Source organism: Mesorhizobium sp. M2A.F.Ca.ET.037.01.1.1 (genome assembly GCF_003998075.1).
Classification (GTDB): Bacteria; Pseudomonadota; Alphaproteobacteria; order Rhizobiales; family Rhizobiaceae; genus Mesorhizobium.
Genome location: NZ_RZSA01001195.1, coordinates 1 through 1,780 on the forward strand (window position 1 = coordinate 1; position 1,780 = coordinate 1,780).

The following is a 1,780-nucleotide window of genomic DNA, read 5'->3' on the forward strand; positions in this document are numbered from 1 at the left end:
CGCCGCCCCATTCGATTGTGACGTTTCGGCAACAGTTGCTGAACAAGCCCTGCTGTAGAAGTCAGACTGAGGGAACTGCCCATTTCCCGCCATAAACCCGGAGCACCCGAGATATGTCCCGGGATGCGTGCCAGGTTGGCGCGGCGAGGGGACCGGCCGCGGGGTGTGCGGCAAGGACGAGTATGGACGCCAAGGTAATCTCGAAGGCCAAGCTGCCCAGCCGCTACGTGACCGAAGGTCCGGCGCGGGCGCCGCATCGCTCGTATCTTTATGCCATGGGCCTGTCGGCGGCCGAGATCGCGCAGCCTTTGGTCGGCGTCGCGAGCTGCTGGAATGAAGCTGCGCCCTGCAACATCTCGCTGATGCGCCAGGCGCAGGTGGTCAAGAAGGGTGTGGCGGCCGCCAATGGCACGCCGCGCGAGTTCTGCACCATCACCGTCACCGACGGCATCGCCATGGGTCACCAAGGCATGAAGTCGTCGCTGGTGTCGCGCGAGGTGATCGCCGATTCGGTCGAGCTCACCATGCGCGGCCATTGCTATGACGCCCTTGTCGGGCTTGCCGGCTGCGACAAGTCGCTGCCCGGCATGATGATGGCGATGGTGCGCCTCAACGTGCCCTCGATCTTCATCTATGGCGGCTCGATCCTGCCCGGCAGCTATCGCGGCCGGCAGATCACCGTGCAGGATGTGTTCGAGGCGGTCGGCCAGCATTCGGTGGGCACGATCAGCGATGCCGAACTGCTTGAGATCGAGCAGGTTGCCTGTCCTTCGGCCGGTTCCTGCGGCGCCCAGTTCACCGCCAACACCATGGCCACCGTCGCCGAGGCGATCGGCCTGGCACTGCCCTACTCTTGCGGCGCGCCGGCGCCCTACGAGATGCGCGACCGCTTCAATTTCGCCTCGGGCGAAAAGGTTATGGAACTGATCGCGAAAAACATCCGGCCGCGCGACATCGTCACGCGCAAGGCGCTGGAAAATGCCGCGACCGTGGTGTCGGCCACCGGCGGCTCGACCAACGCGGCGCTGCATTTGCCGGCAATCGCGCATGAGGCCGGCATCAAGTTCGACCTCTTCGACGTGGCCGCGATCTTCGAGAAGACGCCCTATATCGCCGATCTCAAGCCGGGCGGCAAATATGTCGCCAAGGACATGTTCGAGGCCGGCGGCATTCCGCTCTTGATGAAGACGCTGCTCGATCACGGCTATCTGCACGGCGACTGCATGACGGTCACTGGCCGCACTTTGGCCGAAAATATGGAGCACGTTGCCTGGAATGAGAGCCAGGATGTTGTGCGTCCCGCCAATCGGCCGATCACCAAGACAGGCGGCGTTGTGGGCTTGAAGGGCAACCTTGCCCCCGAAGGCGCGATCGTGAAGGTCGCGGGCATGTCGGAACTGAAATTTTCAGGGCCGGCGCGCTGCTTCGATTCTGAGGAGGAGTGCTTCGAAGCTGTCACGCAACGCAACTACCGGGAGGGCGAGGTTCTCGTCATCCGCTATGAGGGGCCGCGCGGCGGTCCGGGCATGCGCGAGATGCTGTCGACGACGGCTGCGCTCTACGGCCAGGGTATGGGCGGCAAGGTGGCGCTGATCACCGACGGACGCTTCTCGGGCGCCACGCGCGGCTTCTGCATCGGCCATGTCGGGCCGGAGGCGGCGGTCGGCGGTCCGATCGGGCTGATCAAGGATGGCGATGTGATCTCGATCGACGCCGTGAACGGCACGATCGAAGTAGCCCTGTCGGACGCCGAGCTGGCGGCCCGGGCAAAGAAATGGAA

General features: G+C 64.4%; 1 protein-coding gene. It reads left to right on the forward strand.

Annotated features, from left to right (window positions below; genetic code table 11):
• Positions 1 to 182 precede the first annotated feature (182 nt).
• Positions 183 to 1,780: dihydroxy-acid dehydratase (gene ilvD / locus EOA27_RS34950; protein WP_127258569.1), on the forward strand; the 1,598-nt coding region annotated here is incomplete at its 3' end.